Source organism: Streptomyces sp. NPDC001093 (assembly GCF_040298985.1).
Lineage (GTDB): Bacteria > Actinomycetota > Actinomycetes > Streptomycetales > Streptomycetaceae > Streptomyces.
Window position 1 is genome coordinate 16,626 of sequence record NZ_JBEPBF010000067.1, and the last position, 18,891, is coordinate 35,516.

The window sequence follows — 18,891 nt, forward strand, 5'->3', positions numbered from 1 at the left end:
CTCCGTCTTCCCCGCACAGGAAGGCGGATCGAGGAACCGGGGCTCTCTGCCCTGACTGCACCGGCTCCTCGACCTTCGGCCGACCGGGACCGCACACCCCACGGCCGATGATGCTCCGGGCTGCGGTGCCGGGAGGGTTGAGGGTCCCTTCCAGGCGCCGCGGCCCGCGGGTGTTTCCCGGGGCCGGTCACGGGTGTTTTCCGGCCATCCGAGGCTCGCGGGTACGCTCACAACGTGCCCTCCATGAACGAACTGGTCCACCAGCACACCGCCCTCGACGACTCCGACCTCGAGTGGCTCCACCTGCTGGTCTCGGAGTGGCAGCTGCTCTCCGACCTCTCCTTCGCCGACCTGGTCCTGTGGGTCCCCACCCGGGACGGCACCCGGTACGTCTCGGTCGCCCAGATGCGCCCCAACACCGGCCCCACCTCCTACCAGGACGACATGGTCGGCCACCTGGTCCCGCGCGGCCGGCGGCCCATGCTGGACGCGGCGCTGGACGAGGGACGGATCGTGCGCGAGGGCGACCCGGAGTGGCGCGAAGAGGTCCCCGTACGGGTCGAGTCCATCCCCGTACGGCGCGAGGGCCGCGTGCTCGGTGTGATCGCCCGCAACACCAATCTGCTGACCGTCCGCACCCCGAGCCGTCTGGAGCTGACCTACCTCCAGAGCGCCTCGGACCTCGCGCAGATGATCGCCGCAGGATCGTTCCCCTTCCCCGACCAGCAGGTCGACATGGACGCCTCGCCGCGCGTCGGCGACGGCCTGATCCGGCTGGACGCCGACGGCCTCGTCCAGTACGCCTCCCCGAACGCGCTGTCCGCCTACCATCGCCTGGGTCTCGCCGCCGACCTGGTGGGCCACCACCTCGGGCAGACCACCGCCGAACTCGCCCCGACCCGGGGACCGGTGGACGAGGCCCTCGTCAAGCTCGCGAGCGGCTGGGCGCCGCGCGAGTTCGAGATCGAGGCCAACGACGGCGTCATCCAGTTCCGGGCGATCCCGCTCAAGCCCAAGGGCACCCGGATCGGTTCGCTGGTGCTGTGCCGGGACGTCACCGAACTGCGGCGCCGCGAGCGGGAGTTGATCACCAAGGACGCGACCATCCGGGAGATCCACCACCGGGTGAAGAACAACCTCCAGACCGTCGCCGCGCTGCTGCGGCTGCAGGCCCGGCGCATCGAGTCCGAGCGCGGCCGGGAGGCCCTGGAGGAGGCCGTCCGGCGGGTCGGCTCGATCGCGATCGTGCATGAGACGCTGTCTCAGAACCTGGATGAGCGCGTGGAGTTCGACGACATCGCCGACCGCGTGCTGGCGATGGTCGCCGAGATCTCGCCGGGCAAGGTGACCGGTCGGCGCAGCGGGCGGTTCGGGATCCTCGACGCCGAGGTGGCCACCCCGCTGTCGATGGTCCTGACCGAGATCCTGCAGAACGCTCTGGAGCACGGCTTCCGCGAGGGCGACACCGGCACGGTCGAGGTCTCGGCGGTCCGTGGCGGTACGACGAAGGAGGCCCGCCTCCTCGTCACGGTCCAGGACGACGGCGTCGGCCTGCCCGAGGGCTTCGACCCGCACCGCTCCGGCAACCTGGGGCTGCAGATCGTACGCACCCTGGTGGAGGGGGAGTTGGGCGGCTCCTTCGACATGGTCCCGGCGCCGGGGCGGGGGACCAGGGTGATCCTCGACATTCCGGTGCGGGCGCAGAAGTGAACAACTCCGTGCGCCGTCAAGGAGCTTGAGGACAGCAAAAAGCCCCGGACCGTCGTTGGTCCGAGGCTCGTGCTCGTTGCTGCTCTGCTAAAACGCTAGCGGCATCGGGGGATACTGCGCGCTGCGGCTCGGGGGCGGGAGATGCGTGCGTGCTGCACGCGCCGCCAAGCTCAGGCTGTCAGCAGGGGTGGGTATGTCAGGCGGAGGCCTGACGGGCCCGGTTGCGGGCGGCGCGGCGCTTCATGGCGCGGCGCTCGTCCTCGCTGAGACCACCCCAGACGCCGGAGTCCTGACCGGACTCGAGCGCCCACTGCAGACACTGCTCGATCACCGGGCAGCGACGGCAGACGGCCTTGGCTTCCTCGATCTGCAGCAGCGCAGGACCGGTGTTGCCGATGGGGAAGAAGAGCTCGGGGTCTTCCTCGCGGCAAACGGCGTTGTGACGCCAGTCCATGGCTGCTACCTCTCCTAGGTTCTCTGAACGTATATGACGTGCAGGTTGCTTGTGAATGTGAACGCTTTCACGAATCCCTCAACAAGTGAAGGGCCGACCGCCGAGTCTTCCCCGGCGTGGTCCTTGGTTTGAAGAGGGGTTCCGGTGATCAGTGGAGGCCGGTGTTGCGGGCCGTCCCGATCGCCACGTAGAGACTCGCAAACCTCGGCGACGGATACAACCCCTTCCGGAAAGTTTTTTTTGATTCCTCGGTGTCGACTAGGTCACAGCCGTACTTCCATGGGGTGGATCCTGGCCTAAACGTTCGAGTGAAAGGACTTTTGCCCGTTCCGCTCACACAATCACACGCAGTGCACGGCGTACACCTGTGAACGTCACGCTCGTACGCAGTCCCAGGTGGTCACCGTCCATCTGTAGGGGCAGAGGAACCTTCGAATGCAAGGTGAACTGATCCAGATCATGCAGCGAGACGACATGTCGACCATGGGGTCCGCGCTCGGGGGACGAAGTGAGCAACTGGGTGCCATACCGGGCAACCGCGGCCGCCGACAGGCGGCTGAGACCGAGTACGTCGACGCCGGTATCGAACGAGGCCTTAGGTGATGTGTACATGGGGCGATTGCCGAGATACGTCCAAGGGGACGTGTTCGAGATTATGGCGACCACAAGATCGGCAATCGGGTCCTCGCCGGGTTGCTCCAGCGTGATCGAGCCGTGCCGCCGGTTCGGCTCACCGAGGAACTGCCGGATCACCTGACGTACGTACAACGCGTGCGTCGACTTCTTGCCGCGCTCACGCTGCTGCTCCACCCGGCCGACGACACCCGCGTCGAATCCCAGTCCCGCGTTGAAGGTGAACCAGCGGTCCGGGACCGCCTCGTCCTCGGTGCCGGGCGTGCCCGAGGTCAGTCCGAGCCCGACCACCCGCTCCCGGCCCTCCCGCAGCGCGTCCAGCAGGGCGCCGGTGGCCTCGACCGGGTCGTTGGGCAGGCCCAGGGCGCGGGCGAAGACGTTCGTGGAGCCGCCGGGTACGACGGCGAGACCGGGCAGGCGGTCCAGGTCGGGGCCGGCGTGCAGCAGGCCGTTGACGACCTCGTTGACCGTGCCGTCGCCGCCGAGGGCCACCACGAGATCGATGTCGTCGCTGTCCGCCGCCTGCCGGCCGAGGTCGCGCGCGTGCCCTCGGTACTCGGTGGTGACCGCCTCCAGCTTCACCTCGCTCGCCAGCGCGTGGATCAGCACATCACGCCTGCGCGCACTTGTGGTGGTTGCCGCCGGGTTGACCACGAGAAGTGCACGCATGGTCAGCAGCGTACCTACTGGGGGGTACCGGGCCCACAGCGAGGTAGGGATCGGGTAAGAGGGGCGGGCGTGAGCCTGGACACGCCGCTGGTCTGCGGGCCGCCCCGTCGGGGCGCTGACTCGCCCCGCTACCCTGCTGGGGTGAGCAGTGAGCAGAAACCCGCCCAGGAACCTCGTCCCCGCCGGCTGACCTACGCCGCCGCGCTGGCCGGGCTGGAGGGCGCCGCCCTCGGGGTCGGCGGGCTGTGGGTGCTCGTCCTCGCGTTCACCGGCTCCCCGGACGACCGGCAGCAGGCCGTGACCCTCGGTGGGACCCTCGTCGTGCTCGCGCTGCTGCCGCTGCTCGCCGCGCGCGGACTGCTGCTGCGGCGCAGCTGGAGCCGTGGCCCCGCGGTGATCACCCAGGTCATGGCGCTGCCGATCGCCTACAACCTGCTCAAGGCCGACAGCATGGCCATCCCGGCCGGCATCGCCCTCGCGGTGGTCGCCGTGGCGGCGCTGGTCCTCCTCGTCAACGGCGAGACGACCCGGGCCCTCGGCATCAAGGGACCGGGCCGCGCGGAGTAGGACTCCTCACTCCTCCACGAGCAGCTTCTCCCGCAGCTGGGCCAGCGTGCGGGCCAGCAGCCGGGAGACGTGCATCTGGGAGATGCCGACCTCCTGCGCGATCTGCGACTGGGTCATGTTCCCGAAGAAGCGCAGCAGCAGGATCCGCTTCTCGCGCGGCGGCAGATCCTCCAGCAGCGGCTTGAGGGACTCCCGGTACTCCACTCCCTCCAGCGCCTCGTCCTCCGCGCCGAGGGTGTCGGCGACCGCCGGGGACTCGTCGTCGGTGTCGGGGACGTCCAGGGACAGCGTGGAGTACGCGTTGGCGGACTCCAGGCCCTCCAGGACCTCCTCCTCGGAGATCGCGAGCTTCTCGGCCAGCTCGTGGACCGTGGGGGAGCGGCCGTGCAGCTGGGACAGCTCGGCCGTCGCCGTGGTCAGCGCGAGCCGCAGCTCCTGCAGCCGGCGCGGTACGCGGACCGCCCAGCCCTTGTCGCGGAAGTGCCGCTTGATCTCGCCGACCACCGTCGGGGTGGCGTACGTGGAGAACTCCACGCCGCGCTCCGGGTCGAACCGGTCGACGGACTTGATCAGCCCGATCGTGGCCACCTGGGTGAGATCGTCCAGCGGCTCGCCGCGGTTGCGGAACCGGCGCGCCAGGTGCTCCACGAGCGGCAGATGCATACGGACCAGCTGATTGCGCAGCTCCGCGTACTCCGGGCTGCCCTCTTTCAGGGCGCGCAGCTCCACGAACTTCGCCCGTGCACCGCTGCGGTCCGCCGGGTCGTGCTGTACGGCCTGCACGGGTTGTACGGCCTGTACGGCCTGCGTGCCCGGCGCGTCGTCCTCGGCGTACCGCTCGTGCTCGCTCATCGTCCCGCCCGTAGCCCTTCCCCGAGCCCTGGCCCCCGCGCGGCGCTCCGCCGTGGGCGCCTCGCCACCGGCTCCCGCGGAGTCCTCCTGCGGGTGTGGTCTGGCCTGCTCGGGGATGCCGTCGATGCCGTCCGCCATGCGCCGGGAACCGTCCCGGGGAGCCTCCCCGGACAGGTCGCCCGTGCTCGGCCAGGGGGCACCCCCGTCCCCGGCCGGCAGCTCCCGTGTGCCGCGCTCTTCGTCCCGCACCGGACCGTCCCCGTTCCTCACGCCGGGCCGGGGCCCGCGCCGCGCTGTTTGTAGAGGCTGATCGACACGGTCTTGTCCTCGTCCACGGCGGACGAGACCTTGCCCGCGAGGGCCGAGAGCACGGTCCAGGCGAAGGTGTCCCGCGAGGGGGCGTGGCCGTCCGTGGTCGGCGCGGAGACCGTGACCTCCAGCGAGTCGTCGACGAGCCGGAAGACACAGCTGAGCACCGAGCCGGGCACGGCCTGCTGGAGCAGGATCGCGCAGGCCTCGTCCACGGCGATGCGCAGGTCCTCGATCTCGTCCAGGGTGAAGTCCAAGCGGGCCGCGAGTCCGGCCGTGGCCGTCCGCAGCACCGACAGGTAGGCACCCGCGGCCGGCAGCCGGACTTCCACGAAGTCCTGGTTCGCCGCGGGCTCGCCTGCGATCTGGGACACCCTCACCTCCATGGTGGTACAAGCTTTACGGGGCCGAGGGTCGCCCCCCGGGGTAACGCGGACGCGGTTCCGCGGTGACGCTATCGCGCTCCGAACGTTCCTGTCCCGGGACCCCAACCCCCCTGGCGTCACTCACAGTAAAGCTGTGCATACGCTCCGTGTCTAGAGGGTTTGCGGGCCCAAATGGGAAGAGCGCGCGCCGGGTTGACGTACCCAGACGTCACACGCTCGAACCGTCGTGCGGCCACCGCCCCATGCAGTGTCACACGACAACCCGGTCGGGCGGGAATGCGATCACACGGAAAGCCGCTCGGAAGAGGGTCGGAAAGGGCCGGACAGGGTCAGACGAGTACGTGGTCCACGAAGCACCACCGCCAGTCCTCGCCGGGCTCGAAGGTCCGCATCACCGGGTGACCGGACATCTCGTGGTGCTGCGTCGCGTGCCTGCCGGGCGAGGAGTCGCAGCAGCCGACATGGCCGCAGCTGAGGCACAGCCGCAGTTGCACCGGGTGCGTGCCGTTGCGCAGGCACTCGGGGCAGGTCGGATCGAGCGGCTCCGGTTCCGGGTGCGGCAGCGCGTCGGCGTGCGTGCACTGTTTCATGATTGCCAGATTACGACGGTCGTGCGGGTGGCCGCGCGGAAAACGAGGGTGGGCGAGGATCATGGATGTGATGCCGCTGCTGTTGCTGGTGGCGGGCAGTGCGGGGATCGCGGGGGCCGCCCGGCGCACTCCGGTGCCGGCGCCGCTGCTGCTGGTCGCCGTGGGCCTCGCGGTCTCGTACGTCCCGGGCGTCCCGCACTACACCCTGGACCCGGAGATCGTCCTGCCCCTGGTGCTGCCCCCGCTCCTGTACAAGGAGGGCACCGAGAGCTCGTACCTCGATCTGCGCGCCCAGATGCGGCCCGTGGGGCTGCTGTCGATCGGATACGTGCTCTTCGCGACCTTCGCCGTCGGCTGGGTCGCCTACCTCGTCGTACCGGGGCTGCCGCTGACCGCCGCGCTGGTGCTGGGCGCGGTCGTCGCGCCGACGGACGCGGTCGCGGCCGCGGCGATCGCGCGCCGGGTCGGCCTGCCCTCCAGGATCACCACCATCCTCCAGGGCGAGTCCCTGCTCAACGACGCCACCGCGATCACCGCCTACAAGGTGGCCCTCGCCGCGGCCGTCGGCGCGGGCGCGACCTGGGCGGGCGGGTTCGGCGAGTTCCTGCGGGCCGCCGTCGGCGGGGTCGTCGTCGGACTGGTGCTCATGGTGCCGATCCACTGGCTGCGCACACACCTGAAGGAGGCCCTCCTCCAGAACACCCTCTCCCTGCTGATCCCGTTCGTCGCCTACGGCGTCGCCGAGCAGTTCCACGGCTCCGGCGTCCTGGCGGTCGTCGTCGTCGCGGTCTATCTCGGGCACCACGCGTGGGAGGTCGACTTCGCCACCCGGCTCCAGGAGGACGCGGTCTGGCGGATGGTCGCCTTCCTGCTGGAATCGGCGGTGTTCGCGCTGATCGGCCTGCAACTGCCCACCGTCCTCCAGGGCTTGGCCGCGTACCACGGGGCCGACGCGGTCTGGTACGCGATCGCGGTCTTCCTCGTGGTCGTCGCGGCCCGCTTCGTCTGGGTGTACCCGGCCGCCTTCGTGCCCCGCCTGCTCTTCCGGCACATCCGGGAGCGCGAGGAGAACCCGACCTGGCGGGCGCCGATCGTGACGTCGTGGGCCGCCATGCGCGGGGTGGTGTCCCTGGCCATCGCCTTCTCGATCCCGCTCACGGTGCACGGCGGCGCCCCCTTCCCGCAGCGGAACCTGATCCTCTTCCTGACCTTCACCACGGTCATCGGCACCCTCGTGGTGCAGGGCCTGACCCTCGCGCCGCTGATCCGCCTGATGAGGTTCCCCGGCCGCGACCCGCAGGCCGAGACCCTCGCCGAGGCCAACGCCCAGGCCCAGGCCTCCCGCGCCGCCGAGAGCCGCCTCGACGACCTCCTCGCCGACGACCGCAACGCCCTGCCCCCACCGCTCGCCGACCGCCTGCGCACGGTCCTGGAACGCCGCCGCAACGCCGTCTGGGAGCGCCTCGGCCAGACCAACCCCGTCACCGGCGAATCCGTGGACGACACCTACCGCCGCCTGTCCCGCGAGATGATCAGCACCGAACGCGAGGTCTTCGTCAGGCTCCGCGACCACCGCTACATCGACGACGAGATGCTGCGCGTGCTGCTCAGACGCCTGGACCTGGAGGAGGCGGCGGCCTACCGTGAGGCGAGCTAGCCCTACGGGAAGGGCCGCCCGGTGACGACGGCCGCGATCGCCGTGCCGCGCGTGAAGGCGCCCTCGGCCGCGAGGGCGACAAGTCCGTAGAGCATCTTGGCGACATAGAGACACTCGACGGGCAGCCCGTGGCGGTCCTCGAAGTCCGCGGCGAATGCCCGCAGTTCGGGTGTCGTACGGGCGTAACCGCCGAAGTGGAACCGCTCGTCGAGGGACCAGGAACCGGTACGGCCGCCGAAAGCACGTTCCTGCAGCGCCTGTACGTCGCCTCCCAGGAAGCCGCCCCTGAGGACCGGCACGCCGAGTGCCCGCTGCCCCGGGGCCAGACCCGCGGCCAGCCCGGCGAGCGTGCCGCCGGTGCCGCAGGCGACGGCGACGACGTCGGCGTGTCCGCGCAGCTCCTCGCCGAGGGCCCGGCAGCCGCGTACGGCCGCGCTGTTGCTGCCGCCCTCGGGCACGACGTACGCCTCCCCGGCGCCGGCCGCGCGCAGGATGGCGCCCAGTGTCTCCGGCTCGTTCTTCTGCCGGTACGTCGATCTGTCGACGAAATGCAGCCGCATGCCGTCCGCCGCGCACCGGGCCAGGGAGGGGTTGAGCGGGCGGTCGGCCAGCTCCGCGCCGCGGACCACGCCGGTGGTCGGCAGGCCGAGCAGGCGGCCCGCGGCGGCGGTGGCGCGCAGGTGGTTGGAGTAGGCCCCGCCGAAGGTCACCAGCGGCCGGCCCTGCGCCGCCTCGATGTTCGGCGCCAGCTTGCGCCACTTGTTGCCGACGAGGTCGGGGTGGATCAGGTCGTCGCGCTTGAGCAGCAGCCGGAGTCCGTGCCTCTCGAACCGCTCGTCCCCGACCTCCTGGAGCGGGGAGGGAAGTCGGGGGGCGAGGACGGTCCGGCTGGTCACCGCTTCATTGTCGCAGCGATGAGATCCCTCTTCGTGCCCAGTAATCCGATGATCCATTCCCGCTCTTTCGGGTAATGGCGCGACCACGCACCGTGATGGAAGGCTCGGTGCCGAGACCGGTGCCATCTGCGATTCGGCACCGGGTATACCTGGGAGGCAATTCTCTATGTCGGTAGGCGAAGAGGTCCGCACGGAACAGGGCAAGCCGCAGCAGTCCCTCGGGACCGCGGCCGCGCGGAACCTGGCCACCACCACCAAGTCCGTTCCTCAGATGCAGGAGATCAGCTCCCGCTGGCTGCTGCGCACACTCCCGTGGGTCGACGTACAGGGCGGTACATACCGTGTGAACAGGCGGCTGTCGTACTCCGTCGGAGACGGCCGCATCACCTTCGTGAAGACCGGGGACCAGGTCGAGGTCATCCCGGCCGAACTCGGCGAGCTGCCGGCCCTGCGCAGTTACGAGGACGAGGAGGTGCTGACGGAGCTCGCCCGGCGCTGCCGCCAGCGCGACTTCGCGCCCGGTGAGGTGATCGCCGACTTCGGCAACCAGATGGGCGAGGTCTACCTGCTGGCGCACGGCAGGGTCGAGAAGATCGGCACCGGCCCCTACGGCGACGACGCCGTCCTCGGAGTCCTCGCCGACGGCGCCTACTTCGGCGACCAGGCGCTGCTGGACCCGGACGCCATCTGGGACCACACCGTCCGTGCCGACACGGCGACCACCGTGCTGATCCTCAGCCGCCAGGACTTCCAGCAGGTCGCCGAGCGCTCGGACAGCCTGCGCGACCACCTCGAGCAGCTGCGCTCGCTGCCGGAGCAGCGGACCAACAAGTACGGCGAGAAGGAGGTCGAGCTGGCGGCCGGCCACTCCGGCGAGCCCGACATCCCGCACACCTTCGTGGACTACGAGGCGCGGCCCCGCGAGTACGAGCTGAGCATCGCCCAGACCGTGCTGCGCATCCACACGCGCGTGGCCGACCTCTACAACCAGCCGATGAACCAGACCGAGCAGCAGCTGCGGCTCACGGTCGAGGCGCTCAAGGAGCGCCAGGAGCACGAGCTGATCAACAACCGCGACTTCGGCCTGCTCCACAACTGCGAGTACGACCAGCGGATCCAGCCGCACGACGGTGTGCCCAGCCCGGACGACATGGACGAGCTGCTCAGCCGCCGGCGCAGCACCAAGCTGTTCCTGGCCCACCCGCGCGCGATCGCCGCGTTCGGGCGCGAGCTGAACAAGCGCGGACTGGTTCCGGAGACCGTCGAGATCGGCGGCAACCGCATCCCGACCTGGCGCGGAGTCCCGGTCTACCCGTGCAACAAGATCCCGGTCACCCCGGAGCGCACGACGTCGATCATCGCGATGCGTACCGGTGAGCAGGACCAGGGTGTCGTCGGCCTGCGGCAGTCGGGCATCCCGGACGAGATCGAGCCGAGCCTGTCCGTGCGGTTCATGGGCATCAACGAACAGGCGATCATCAAGTACCTGGTGACGGCCTACTACTCGGCCGCCGTTCTGGTGCCCGACGCGCTCGGCGTGCTGGAGAACGTCGAGATCGGCCGGTGGAGGTGACGTTTCCGCACTTCGCGGCCGTGTCCCCGCCCGCCGGGGAGGGTAGACCCTCGGGATATGCGTCCGGCCGGGCCGGCGACGCCGGTGTCCGCGGACCTGGCGAGGGGGAGACATGGCCGAGTTCATGACGGAGACCGAACAGCGTTCCCCCGCCGTGCCGCACCCCGGCACGGCGGGGGAACGGCGGGGGAGGACCGGCGACACCGGTACCGGTCCGCTCGACGGGCCTGCCGAGGGACACCGCGAAGGGCAGCCCGACCCGCACGAGGCGGCGGCGCTGCTGGAGCGCACCCGCGCCGTCGTCGACCCGGAACTGCGGGCGGCCCTGGAGTCGCTGCCCGCCTCCATGCGCCGGATCGCGCTCTACCACTTCGGCTGGCAGCACGCGGACGGCACCCCGGCAACCGGCAACGCGGGCAAGGCGATTCGGCCCGCGCTCGTCCTGGCGGCGGCCGCGGCCCTCGGCGGAACCCCGGCCCGTACGGCGGCGGTCCGGGCGGCGGTCGCGGTCGAACTGGTCCACAACTTCACGCTGTTGCACGACGACGTGATGGACCGGGACACCTCCCGTCGGCACCGCCCCACCGCGTGGACCGTGTTCGGCGACGCCGACGCGATCCTCGCCGGTGACGCCCTCCAGGCGCTGGCCCTGCGGCTGCTCGCCGAGGACCCGCACCCGGCCGCCGGTCCGGCCGCGGCCCGGCTCGCGAGCTGTGTCGTGGAGCTGTGCGCCGGCCAGCACACCGACACGGACATGGAGCGCCGCGCCCCGGACGAGGTCGCCCTCGACGAGGTGCTCGCCATGTCCGAGGCGAAGACCGGGGCGCTGCTGGGCTGCGCCTGCGCCCTGGGGGCGCTGTACGCGGGCGCCGGCCAGGAGGAGGTGGCGGCGCTGGACGGCTTCGGCCGCCAGGCCGGGCTCGCCTTCCAGCTGATCGACGACGTCATCGGGATATGGGGTGACCCACGGCGCACCGGGAAGCCGGCCGGTGCCGATCTCGCCGCCCGCAAGAAGTCGCTGCCCGTGGTGGCGGCCCTGTCCTCCGGCACCGAGGCCGCGGCCGAACTCGCCGAGCTGTACGGGAAGCCGTACGTGTCCGGTGACGAGGAGGGCATCGCGCGTACGGCACTGGCCGTGGAGCGGGCCGGCGGCCGGGACTGGGCGCAGGCCGAGGCGGCCGACCGGATGGCCCGCGCCGTGCAGGAGCTGTCCCGCGCCGTCCCGGTCCCCGAGGCGGCGGGCGGTCTGCTGGCACTCGCCGAGTTCGTGACCCGGCGCAGCAGCTGACGCTGCCGGCCCCGGCAGCGAGAAGGACCCGGAGCCCCGGGCCGTGCGGTTCCTGACCCCGCGCGGTCCCCGGGGCTCCGGTCAGGCGGCCCCCGCGCATCCCCACAGTGCGCGGGGCCCGCTGCCTGTCCGCGCCGGTGCGGACGTACCGCGGGAAGCGCCGACCCCCCGCCCGCCCTACCCTGAGGACATGGCCAGCGAGGACCACGTCTGTCCCGTCTGCGGACAGCCCGTCGACACGGTCGTCGGACGGCACAAGACGCTGGGCGCCTGGGTACCGGTGTGGGGTCCCGGCCCCTGCCGCAACCCGGACTGCCCGGCCTACGGGGAGCCTGTCGGGCCGGCGGCTCCGGCCGAGGGGACCGAGCGGCCGCGCCCCGGTGGATCCGCGGCCGAGAAATCCTGAGCCGTGCCGAGGAGGTCTCGAGCCGAAGGAGCGGTCCATGAGGTACCTGGTGACGGTGCAGGGCACGCAGGCGGACTACGACGCGATGGCCGGCAGGCCCACCCGGCACGCCCCGGCCTGGACCGAGGTGCAGCTCAAGGCCATGTACCTGTACATGAGCGCGATCAACGACGACCTCCAGGAGTCCGGCGAACTCCTCGACGCCCAGGGCCTGGCCGAGCCCGCCCGCACCCGGCTCGTGGCGCGCGGCGAGGACGGCGGGATTGTGGTCACCGACGACCCGTACGGCGAGACCGAGGCGCTGATGGCCGGTTACTGGCTGGTGGACTGCGCGAGCCTGGACCGGGTCACCGAGATCGCCGAACGCGTCACCCGCTGCCCCGGCCCCGAGGGCCTGATCGACTACCCCGTGGTGATCCGGCCCCTCATGGACGGCGCCGGCGACATCGGTGCGGGGTAAGCAGACGCGCGGCCCGGCCGGGGCCGTAGCGTGGCCGCATGCCGAAACTTCCGTACATCGTCCACATCACCGAGCGCTCCCTGTGGGAGGCGGCGCGCGAACGCGGCACCTATGAGGTGTCGACCCGTGGCCGCACCCTGCAGGAGGAGGGCTTCATCCACTTCTCCACCCGCGAACAGCTGCCGCGCATCGCCGAGTTCCTCTACGGCGGCTACGACGGCCCGGACGAGCTGGTCGTGCTGGTCGTGGACCCGGCCCTGGTCGGCGCGCCGGTGAGGTACGAGGCCGTGGAGCCCGGCGGGGAGGAGTTCCCGCATGTGTACGGGCCCGTGCCGGCCGACGCCGTGGTGGACGTCGAGTCCTGGGGGTGACCTCTGGGCGACGACGGCCCGCCGACCGCCCGGCAGGCCGCCCGTCTCCGGGTCGCGGCCGGTCAGGCAGTAGACGCCACCCGCCGGATCGCGCATCACGGTCCAGTGCGGGCCCTCGCCCACCGAGGCGGCGCCGTGCTTCTCGTGCCGGGCGCGGACCGCGGCGACGTCCGCGCAGGCGAGGTCGAGGTGGGCGGAGGCGGGGCGTTCCTCGTCGAGTCGCTGGAGCAGGATCCGGACGGGCAGCCCCGCCGGCGGCTTCAGCACCTCGGACTCCGGCCGCGAACCCGTCAGTCGCTGCCGGCCGGTGAGCCCGGCCCAGAACGCGGACTCGGCGGCGTACGCCGACGGCGGGATGTCGAGGCACACCTGGTCCAGCCGGCTGCCGGCCACGACGGGCGGCCGCACCGCCTCCCCGTGCCAGGGCACGGCACAGAACAACTGCCCCGCCGGGGAGCGCAGGAGGGCCCGGTCGCCGTGGTCCGCCACCAGCTCCGCGCCGCGTTCCAGGGCCGCCGCGGTCAGCTCCCGTACGTCCCCGGCGCAGAGGTCGAGGTGGGCGCCGCCGCCCTCGGTGACGCCCTGGAGCTTCACGCACGGGTCCGCCCCGGCCGCGCCCTCGGGCAGCAGGGTCGTGAACTCGCCCCGCTCACCACGGGGCCGGGACGCCCGGGTGCCGGTGACGGCGGTCCAGAAGGCGCGTGCCTCGGGCAGCAGGGCGGCGGGCCGGTCGGCGCAGGCGTACGTCCAGCGAATGATCACGTGGGGAGTGCAGGCGTGAACTCCCCGGCCGCACCGGGCGATTCACGCGGACCGGGCGGCAGGGCGTTCACTCCGCGGGCCGCTGGAGGAAGCGCAGCTGGTTGCCCGCCGGGTCCCGGAAGGCGCAGTCGCGCACCCCGTACGGCTGGTCCGTCGGCTCCTGGAGCACATCGGCGCCGGACTCACGCACCCGCTCGTACAGCGCGTCGCAGTCCTCGGTCGTGAAGATGACACCCCGCAGCATGCCCTTGGCGAGCAACTCGGCGAGCGCCTGCCGGTCGGCGGGGGAGGCGTCGGGGTTCGCGCCCGGCGGCTCCAGCACGATCTCGACGTCCGGCTGCAGCGGCGAGCCGAGTGTCACCCAGCGCATGCCCTCGAAGCCCACGTCGTTGCGGACCTCCAGGCCGAGCACGTCACGGTAGAAGGCGAGCGCCTTGTCATGGTCGTCCACCGCGATGAAGCACTGCTTGAGTTTCACGTCCATGGGCTCACGCTAGGCCCATCCGGGCCGCGACGCGCGCGAACCGGAAAGGCCGCCCGGGCACCGGGGACGTCATGGGGCGCTCGCGCAGGGGCGGGCGGTCGGAGGCCGCGCGGGTGGCTCAGTACGGTCGGCGGCGTGGACGGGTGAACGTACGCGCCACGCAGGACGGGATCACCGCGCTCTCCTCGTGGTCGCGCGCCCGGTACGCGCTCGGCGTCTCCCCGACCAGCTCGGTGAAGCGGGAGCTGAAGGAGCCGAGCGAGGTACATCCCACGGCGAGGCACACCTCGGTCACGGTGAGGTCGCCCCGGCGCAGCAGCGCCTTGGCCCGCTCGATCCTGCGGGTCATGAGATAGCTGTACGGGGTCTCGCCGAAGGCCTTGCGGAAGCTGCGCTGGAAGTGGCCCGGCGACATGTGGGCGCCCCGGGCCAGCTCGGTCATGTCGAGCGGCTCGGCGTACTCACGGTCCATGCGGTCGCGCACGCGCCGCAGCCGTCTGAGGTCCTCCAGCGTCATGTCCACAGCGTGGCACAGGGCACTGACACCGGGAGAACACCTGAGGATGCAACGGTTCCGCACAGAACTGCACAACAGGCTTCCCCATATTCGACACGCCGTTCGCCTTCGGTTCTCCGCGCATTGGCCCGCCCTTGCTTGTCTGGGGGAATGGACCACATCACGTTCCTCGTGGCGGTCGTCATCGTCACGGCACTGGCGTTCGACTTCACGAACGGGTTCCACGACACCGCGAACGCGATGGCGACCTCCATCGCCACCGGCGCGCTCAAGCCGCGGGTCGCGGTTCTGGTCAGCGGAATCCTCAACATCGTCGGCGCCTTTCTGTCCACCGAGGTGGCCAGGACGATCTCCGGGGGGATCGTGGACGACACCCTGGTCAGCCCGGCGATGATCTTCGCGGGGCTGGTCGGCGCGATCCTGTGGAACCTGGTGACCTGGCTCGCCGGACTGCCCTCCAGCTCCTCCCACGCCCTCTTCGGCGGTCTGATCGGTGCGGTCTGGGTCGGTGCCGGCTCCCACGGCGTGCACTTCGACAAGGTCGTCGACAAGGTGCTGATCCCGGCCGTGGCCTCCCCGGTGGTGGCCGGCGTGGCCGCCCTGGTCGCCACCTACCTCGCCTACAAGCTCTCCGCCCGCGCCCGCCAGGACTCGGTGACCAAGGGGTTCCGCCTCGGGCAGATCGCCTCCGCCTCGCTGGTCTCCCTCGCGCACGGCACCAACGACGCGCAGAAGACCATGGGCGTCATCACGCTGACCCTGATCTCGGCAGGCGCGCTCGGCCACGACGCCGGCCCGCCGGTGTGGGTGATCGGCGCGGCCGGCGTCGCCATCGGACTCGGCACCTACCTGGGCGGCTGGCGGATCATCCGCACGATGGGCAAGGGCCTGGCGGAGATCCAGTCGCCGCAGGGCTTCGCCGCCGAGACGGCCTCCACGACCGTGATCCTCACCTCCGCCCACCTCGGCTTCGCGCTGTCCACCACGCAGGTGGCCTCCGGCAGCATCCTCGGTGCCGGTCTCGGCCGCCGGCTCGCCGAGGTCCGCTGGGGCGTGGCCGGCCGTATGGTGCTGGCCTGGCTGATCACGCTGCCCGCCGCCGCGCTGGTCGGCGGCCTCGCGGCGAGCGTGGTCAAGCACGGCGGCAATCTCGGTACGGCGGTCATCGCCCTGGTCGCCCTGGCCCTCGCCGTCGTCATCGTCGCCGCGTCCCGCCGCAACCCGGTGCGCGCCGACAACGTCAACGACCACCACGAGGTCACCCTCCGCACCCAGGCCCCGACGAACGTCGGCACGGCCGCCTGAACCTCCGGGAGTCCCCATGCATGTCGACTGGTCCGCCCTCGGCAAGGTCGCCGCGGTCAGCCTCGGTGTCACGGTCGCCGTGGTCGTCGTCTTCACCTTCGGCGTCCTGGGGCTCTCCCGGGCCGAAGCCGACGGCGCCGAAGCCGGCCGCTCCGGAGCCGCCACCGCGGGCCGGGTCCAGGCCGCCCTGTGCTTCCTGGCCTGCGCGGCGGTGGTGGCGTACGGGATCTTTCTGATCGTGCCGCAGTTCCACTGACGGACACGCGACCAACGGCAGGGGCCCGGTCGAGGGGAAACCGACCGGGCCCCCTTGCCGCGTTCGGAGCCTCGGGCGGCTGCGGTGTTCGCGGCCTCAGGTGCGCGGAGCCCCGCCGTCGGCCTCCTGCTCCCTCGGGAGAAGGGGAGCGGTGGTGGCCCGCGGGATCAGATGGGTGGGCAGCACGATGTGCTGCCTGTGGTCAGGCTCGGAGTCGTTGATGAGCTTCAGGGCCAGCCGGCCGGCCTCGAGGCCGATGTCCGAGGGCGACTGGGCGATGGTGGACAGGTCGAACCAGTCGGCCACCGGCTGGTCGTCGAAGCCCAGGACGGACATCTGCTCGGGCACCTCGATCCGCGTCCGGCGCAGCGCCCGGATGACGGCGACGGCGACCTCGTCCTGTTCGGCGAAGACGGCGGTGGGCGGCTCGCGCAGGCTCAGCAGCTTTCCGAGCGCTTCGGCGGTGGCGCGTTTGTCGCCGACCGGCAGCGCGGCCACCAGATCGTCGTCGAGCGGGAGGCCCGCTTCGGTGAGCGCCTGCTGATAGCCGAGCAGCCGCTCGTTGGAGCTGAAGGAGAAGCCGCTCGCGCCCACCGTCTTGATGAACGCGATCCGGCGGTGGCCGAGGTTGAGCAGGTGCCGGGTGCCGTGCAGGGCGCCGGCCACGTCGTCGACGTACACGCTGGGGCGGCCGTCGACGTGCTGGCTGACGTAGATGACCGGCATGCCGAGGCTGTCCAGCCGGCCGGTCTCCTCCTCGGTGAGGTCGAAGGAGAAGACCAGCAGCGCGTCGGCGTTCCGGCGGGCGGGCAGCCGTTCGAAGAACGAGGTGCGCTCGGCGAGATCGGGGATCACATAGACGGTCAGTTCCATGCCCGCCGCCCGCAGCAGCGGGCCCAGGCTGGACAGGGCCGAGCCCATGAACCAGGCGTTGAGGGTGGGGACGAGCACCGCCACGGTGCCCGTCTTCCCCGTGACGAGGCTTGCGGCCTGACGCGAGACGGCGAAGTTCAGTTCGCGGGCGGCCTGTTCGACGCGGGCGCGCACCTCCGGTGAGACGGTGCTCAGGCCGCGCAGGGTCCGCGAGACGGTGGAGGCGGATACCCCGGCCCGTTCGGCGACGTCAGCCATCGTGGGGTGTCGCTGAGCTGGTGGCATGTGCCGGACGGTAGCACAGGAGGCCAGCGCCGCCAGGCCCGGTGTGACAGCGCTTTCACGACGCTGTTTGCCCCGTCCTCCTCTCATTACCCAGAAGTAACGCATTGACTTCCGCTTACCCCACTCCTAGCGTGCAAGCGTTGTCTCGGCCGGGTCAAAGTCGTTCCCCGAGCGCTCACTTCAGCTGCTTTGACCTGTGTATTTGATCAATTGGCTGCCGTGACAACGCAGTCTCACAACAGAGTCGCCTTCGGTTCCGCACGACCAGGAGAGACAGACAGTGAAGACCAGAACAGCCAGAGCCCTTCAGTGCTCGGCCGCGCTCGCCGCCGCCGGGCTCCTCCTCGCCGCCTGCGGCTCGTCCGACGACGGCGGCTCCGCCGGGCAGTCCGGGACCACGTCGTTCACCGGCCGCGGCCCCATCACCTACGTGGCCGGAAAGGACACCACCGGCGCCGTACAGCCGGTCCTCGACCGCTGGAACAAGATGCACCCGAAGGAGAAGGTCACCTTCATCCAGCTGCCGACGGACGCGGACGCGCAGCGCCAGCAGATGATCCAGAACGCGGAGACGAAGTCCGACGCCTATACGGTGCTCTCCCTGGACGTCGTGTGGACGTCGGAGTTCGCCGCCCACCAGTGGATCGACAAGCTGCCCGATCAGCAGTTCCCGCTGGGGAAGATGCTGAAGCCGGTGGTGGAGACGGCGAGGTACCGCGGCGGCCTGTACGCGGCCCCGGCCAGCTCGGACGGCGGCCTGCTGTACTACCGCACCGACCTGCTGAAGCAGGCCGGAGTCACCGAACCCCCGGCCACCTGGGCCGCGTTGAAGGCCGACTGCGCCAAGGTGACGAAGCTGCCCGCGGCCAAGGGCATGTCCTGCTACGCCGGGCAGTTCCAGAAGTACGAGGGCCTGACGGTGAACTTCTCCGAGGCCGTGAACTCCGCGGGCGGTGTCGTGACCGACGCCAACGGCAAGCCCGACGTGGACACCCCCGCGGCGAAGAACGGCCTGGACTTCCTCGCCGGCTCCTTCCGGGACGGCACGATCCCCAAGGAGGCCATCACCTACCAGGAGGAGGACGGCCGCCAGGCGTTCCAGGCCGGCAAACTGGTCTTCCTGCGCAACTGGCCGTACATGTACGCGCTCGCCGGCAAGAGCAAGCTGGCCGGCAAGTACGCCGTCGCACCGCTGCCCGGCCTGAACGGCCCCGGCTCCTCCAGCCTGGGCGGTCACAACCTGGCCCTGTCCTCCTTCGCGAAGAACAAGGCGACGGCACTGGACTTCATGAAGTTCTTCAGCAGCGAGGACACCGCGCGGACCTTCCTGGAGAAGGCCTCCCTCGCCCCGCCGTACACCGGCCTGTACGACGACACGTCACTGGCCCGGCAGTACCCGTACCTCCCGGTCCTCAAGCAGTCGATCCTGCGCGCCGTACCGCGCCCGCGGGTCGTGAGCTACGGCGATGTGACCTCCGCGGTCCAGCAGGAGGCGTACGCCGCGCTGACCGGCACCAAGAGCAGCGCACAGGCGCTGAAGGACCTGCAGCAAGAGCTGCAGAAGTCCACGGCGCAGTGAGGAGCGGGG

Annotated in this window: 20 protein-coding genes and 1 pseudogene; 11 read left to right on the forward strand and 10 right to left on the reverse strand. The window is 71.1% G+C overall.

The window, feature by feature from the left end; translation table 11 throughout:
* Window positions 1-243: 243 nt before the first annotated feature.
* A complete protein-coding gene (locus tag ABT288_RS28615) occupies window positions 244-1,710 on the forward strand; it encodes a sensor histidine kinase (RefSeq protein ID WP_351613500.1) in 1,467 nt (488 codons plus the stop codon).
* A gap of 196 nt (window positions 1,711-1,906) precedes the next feature.
* On the opposite strand, the gene ABT288_RS28620 is transcribed toward ABT288_RS28615, so the two are convergent.
* Complete coding sequence (locus tag ABT288_RS28620; RefSeq protein ID WP_003992873.1) at window positions 1,907-2,164, reverse strand: WhiB family transcriptional regulator; 258 nt, start codon at window positions 2,162-2,164, stop codon at window positions 1,907-1,909.
* 333 nt (window positions 2,165-2,497) lie between these two features.
* Entirely contained in the window at window positions 2,498-3,466 is a 969-nt protein-coding gene (locus ABT288_RS28625) for a diacylglycerol/lipid kinase family protein (protein WP_351613503.1), read from the reverse strand.
* Window positions 3,467-3,607: 141 nt separating this feature from the next.
* Between ABT288_RS28625 and ABT288_RS28630 the strand changes: the two genes are divergently transcribed.
* Window positions 3,608-4,033 carry a hypothetical protein gene (locus ABT288_RS28630; protein ID WP_351613505.1) on the forward strand — a complete coding sequence of 142 codons (426 nt, stop codon included), beginning with the start codon at window positions 3,608-3,610 and terminating at the stop codon, window positions 4,031-4,033.
* A gap of 6 nt (window positions 4,034-4,039) precedes the next feature.
* Here the strand turns inward: ABT288_RS28630 and ABT288_RS28635 are convergent, their stop codons facing one another.
* The 3 genes from ABT288_RS28635 to ABT288_RS28645 all read right to left on the reverse strand — a co-directional run bounded on the left by ABT288_RS28635 (window position 4,040) and on the right by ABT288_RS28645 (window position 6,170).
* The gene (locus ABT288_RS28635; protein WP_351613508.1) at window positions 4,040-5,134 is read right to left on the reverse strand and encodes an RNA polymerase sigma factor SigF; all 1,095 of its coding nucleotides are present in this window, start codon (window positions 5,132-5,134) and stop codon (window positions 4,040-4,042) included.
* Between the two features lie 17 nt (window positions 5,135-5,151).
* Complete coding sequence (locus ABT288_RS28640; protein WP_009190566.1) at window positions 5,152-5,568, reverse strand: ATP-binding protein; 417 nt, start codon at window positions 5,566-5,568, stop codon at window positions 5,152-5,154.
* 341 nt (window positions 5,569-5,909) lie between these two features.
* Window positions 5,910-6,170, reverse strand: a complete 261-nt coding sequence (locus ABT288_RS28645; RefSeq protein ID WP_351613511.1) for a UBP-type zinc finger domain-containing protein — start codon at window positions 6,168-6,170, stop codon at window positions 5,910-5,912.
* Between the two features lie 61 nt (window positions 6,171-6,231).
* On the opposite strand from ABT288_RS28645, the gene ABT288_RS28650 reads away from it, so the two are divergent.
* Window positions 6,232-7,827: a Na+/H+ antiporter gene (locus tag ABT288_RS28650; protein ID WP_351613514.1), complete on the forward strand. Its 1,596-nt coding sequence runs from the start codon at window positions 6,232-6,234 to the stop codon at window positions 7,825-7,827.
* A 2-nt stretch (window positions 7,828-7,829) separates the two neighbouring features.
* On the opposite strand, the gene ABT288_RS28655 is transcribed toward ABT288_RS28650, so the two are convergent.
* Window positions 7,830-8,723 (reverse strand): 1-aminocyclopropane-1-carboxylate deaminase/D-cysteine desulfhydrase, encoded by an 894-nt coding sequence (locus tag ABT288_RS28655; protein ID WP_351613517.1) that lies wholly within the window; start codon window positions 8,721-8,723, stop codon window positions 7,830-7,832.
* A 166-nt stretch (window positions 8,724-8,889) separates the two neighbouring features.
* Here ABT288_RS28655 and ABT288_RS28660 point away from each other — a divergent pair, with 166 nt between their 5' ends.
* From ABT288_RS28660 to ABT288_RS28680, 5 genes are all read left to right on the forward strand, one after another.
* Window positions 8,890-10,296 (forward strand): family 2B encapsulin nanocompartment shell protein, encoded by a 1,407-nt coding sequence (locus tag ABT288_RS28660; protein ID WP_351613520.1) that lies wholly within the window; start codon window positions 8,890-8,892, stop codon window positions 10,294-10,296.
* Window positions 10,297-10,408: 112 nt separating this feature from the next.
* The gene (locus ABT288_RS28665; protein ID WP_351613523.1) at window positions 10,409-11,584 is read left to right on the forward strand and encodes a family 2 encapsulin nanocompartment cargo protein polyprenyl transferase; all 1,176 of its coding nucleotides are present in this window, start codon (window positions 10,409-10,411) and stop codon (window positions 11,582-11,584) included.
* 190 nt (window positions 11,585-11,774) lie between these two features.
* The gene (locus ABT288_RS28670; RefSeq protein WP_351613526.1) at window positions 11,775-11,990 is read left to right on the forward strand and encodes a hypothetical protein; all 216 of its coding nucleotides are present in this window, start codon (window positions 11,775-11,777) and stop codon (window positions 11,988-11,990) included.
* 37 nt (window positions 11,991-12,027) lie between these two features.
* Entirely contained in the window at window positions 12,028-12,450 is a 423-nt protein-coding gene (locus tag ABT288_RS28675; protein ID WP_351613529.1) for a YciI family protein, read from the forward strand.
* A gap of 38 nt (window positions 12,451-12,488) precedes the next feature.
* On the forward strand, window positions 12,489-12,821 hold the full coding sequence (locus ABT288_RS28680) for a DUF952 domain-containing protein (protein WP_351613576.1): 333 nt from the start codon (window positions 12,489-12,491) through the stop codon (window positions 12,819-12,821).
* Between the two features lie 24 nt (window positions 12,822-12,845).
* Here ABT288_RS28680 and ABT288_RS28685 read toward each other — a convergent pair.
* The 3 genes and pseudogenes from ABT288_RS28685 to ABT288_RS28695 all read right to left on the reverse strand — a co-directional run.
* Window positions 12,846-13,583: pseudogene (locus ABT288_RS28685) on the reverse strand (VOC family protein); the annotation flags it as partial.
* Between the two features lie 67 nt (window positions 13,584-13,650).
* The gene (locus ABT288_RS28690) at window positions 13,651-14,067 is read right to left on the reverse strand and encodes a VOC family protein (RefSeq protein WP_351613532.1); all 417 of its coding nucleotides are present in this window, start codon (window positions 14,065-14,067) and stop codon (window positions 13,651-13,653) included.
* A gap of 118 nt (window positions 14,068-14,185) precedes the next feature.
* Window positions 14,186-14,584 carry a helix-turn-helix transcriptional regulator gene (locus ABT288_RS28695; RefSeq protein ID WP_099055057.1) on the reverse strand — a complete coding sequence of 133 codons (399 nt, stop codon included), beginning with the start codon at window positions 14,582-14,584 and terminating at the stop codon, window positions 14,186-14,188.
* 150 nt (window positions 14,585-14,734) lie between these two features.
* On the opposite strand from ABT288_RS28695, the gene ABT288_RS28700 reads away from it, so the two are divergent.
* A complete protein-coding gene (locus ABT288_RS28700) occupies window positions 14,735-15,889 on the forward strand; it encodes an inorganic phosphate transporter (RefSeq protein ID WP_351613535.1) in 1,155 nt (384 codons plus the stop codon).
* 16 nt (window positions 15,890-15,905) lie between these two features.
* Window positions 15,906-16,145 carry a hypothetical protein gene (locus ABT288_RS28705; RefSeq protein WP_351613538.1) on the forward strand — a complete coding sequence of 80 codons (240 nt, stop codon included), beginning with the start codon at window positions 15,906-15,908 and terminating at the stop codon, window positions 16,143-16,145.
* A 96-nt stretch (window positions 16,146-16,241) separates the two neighbouring features.
* On the opposite strand, the gene ABT288_RS28710 is transcribed toward ABT288_RS28705, so the two are convergent.
* A complete protein-coding gene (locus ABT288_RS28710; RefSeq protein WP_351613578.1) occupies window positions 16,242-17,276 on the reverse strand; it encodes a LacI family DNA-binding transcriptional regulator in 1,035 nt (344 codons plus the stop codon).
* A gap of 307 nt (window positions 17,277-17,583) precedes the next feature.
* On the opposite strand from ABT288_RS28710, the gene ABT288_RS28715 reads away from it, so the two are divergent.
* Entirely contained in the window at window positions 17,584-18,882 is a 1,299-nt protein-coding gene (locus tag ABT288_RS28715; protein ID WP_351613541.1) for an ABC transporter substrate-binding protein, read from the forward strand.
* The last annotated feature ends 9 nt before the right edge of the window (window positions 18,883-18,891 follow it).